Below are 1,801 nucleotides of genomic sequence, written 5' to 3'. Positions count from 1 at the left end.
CGTTAAACATTGGAACGATACCTTGTTTAGTTTTAAAACGAGTCGTGATCCGTCGTTTCGTTTTAAAAATGGGCATTTCATAATGATTGGCTTGCCACATGAGGGGAAGCCTCTAATGCGCGCTTATAGTATTGCGAGTGCGAACTATGAAGAAGAGCTCGAGTTTTTCAGTATTAAAGTTCCTGATGGGCCTCTTACATCTAAGCTTCAAAAAATCAAAGAAGGAGATGAGATTCTTCTTAGCAGAAAACCAACTGGTACTTTGATTCTCGATAATCTCTTGCCCGGGAAAAACCTATATTTGATTAGCACAGGTACTGGGTTAGCTCCGTTTATGAGCATCATCCGNGACCCTGAAACCTACGCTGCGTATGATAATGTGATTCTAACGCATGGTACGCGGTTTGTTTCTGAATTGGCTTATCAAGATGAAATTCTCAACGACTTGCCAAACAACGAGTACTTTGGCGACGAGGTCAAAGAGAAACTAATCTATTACCCAACAGTTACTCGCGATGAATTCAAAACTCAAGGAAGAATTACCGATGCGATGCGTAACGGAAAATTAGCCTCAGATATCGGTTTGCCACCCTTAGATCTTGAAAATGATCGTTTCATGATTTGTGGTAGCCCAAGCATGTTAAAAGAGACATGTGAAATCCTTGATGAGATGGGGTTTGAGGAAGCTAAGCAGGGTAATTTAGGACACTACGTTATTGAACGAGCGTTTGTAGAGAGTTAGTTTTCACTAAACAAAAAAGGCGTGCTCAGCACGCCTTTTTTGTTTGTACTCATTAGTTGAATTCAACAATTTCGGCTCCAACTACGTATCCCTCTGGTCCGTTTGGAGCGCATCGAATGACGCGCAAAGTCGCTGTTAGATCTGCTGTTTGTTCGGTGCCAGATTTGATCGTGGTGCGAAAAATAGCATCTTTATCAAGTGGTTCTTTCAGCCTAAACATCAGACCAGCTCCACTTAAGTTTAAGCACATAGCTGGGTATGTTTTGTTTGAGTCGAGCATGTGAATCTCAATGTCAGTGTTTAATGCCATTCTCCGAAAATTGCGTTTTTCAGAATAATTGCGTTGTACATTGGTCATAGCGACATGTGCCATAGCGACTTGATCCTGTTATTTTCTTTTATATCTAGCAGATAGATAAAGAATAATCCAAGAATCGGATAAGTTTTGATCAAGAGGGAGGCGTGACGGTGAGACTGTCTACTAGGTCTCACCGTGCTACGAAGTTTTACAAATGAAGGGGAATGTTGAGTTGCTTAAGCCCAGCTATCGTTCTTTTTGCTTGGTTTAAGTAGCGGGACGATGAGCGCAAGAATGACACCTAGTAGAACAAGTGCGCCTCCGATTAGCATCATATTGGATTCCGACTTGTCTTTTAATCGAGCATTCTCAACCTCGAGTAGTTCGAGTTGATTGCGTAACTCTTCATTGCTCTCACGCAGCTCTCGGTTGCTGCGGTCTAGGTTAAGAGCATCCGCTGATACGGATTTAACACGCGCTAACTCAGTGTTGTTAGCGTTTAGTGTTTTACTCGTTTGTGCATGATCTTTCTCAAGTGCATTGAAGTTACCTTGCAAGGCGTTGAGTTTTGTATTCAGATCTTTATTGCTAGTACGCAATTGATTTAATTCTTTTTCTGCTTTGGCCAATTTCGCTTTCGCGATAGGTTCTGCAGATAGGTAGCGTGTTGGCAAATAACCCTCTGTTCCGCCTTTTGTGCGTACAAAGGAGTACCCTGTTTCTTTGTTTTGTTCGATGATTTCAATGGCTGTGCCGCTTGG

3 protein-coding genes are annotated in these 1,801 nt (G+C 42.1%); 1 reads left to right on the top strand and 2 read right to left on the bottom strand.

Translation table 11 applies throughout. The annotated features are described in order from the left end of the window. A partial coding sequence (locus A3739_RS15780) for a ferredoxin--NADP reductase (protein WP_068501989.1) occupies positions 1–742 on the top strand: 742 nt, incomplete at its 5' end. A 52-nt stretch (positions 743–794) separates the two neighbouring features. On the opposite strand, the gene A3739_RS15775 is transcribed toward A3739_RS15780, so the two are convergent. Both A3739_RS15775 and A3739_RS15770 read right to left on the bottom strand, forming a co-directional pair. Beyond that, positions 795–1,115 carry a PilZ domain-containing protein gene (locus tag A3739_RS15775; protein WP_068479541.1) on the bottom strand — a complete coding sequence of 107 codons (321 nt, stop codon included), beginning with the start codon at positions 1,113–1,115 and terminating at the stop codon, positions 795–797. 161 nt (positions 1,116–1,276) lie between these two features. Then, positions 1,277–1,801 (bottom strand): TIGR04211 family SH3 domain-containing protein (locus tag A3739_RS15770; RefSeq protein ID WP_068501988.1); only part of this gene is annotated, 525 nt, incomplete at its 5' end.

This window comes from Oleiphilus sp. HI0067 (assembly GCF_001635735.1).
Note: the sequence above shows the minus strand (reverse complement) of the source record. Positions and strands in the feature narration are given on the sequence as shown.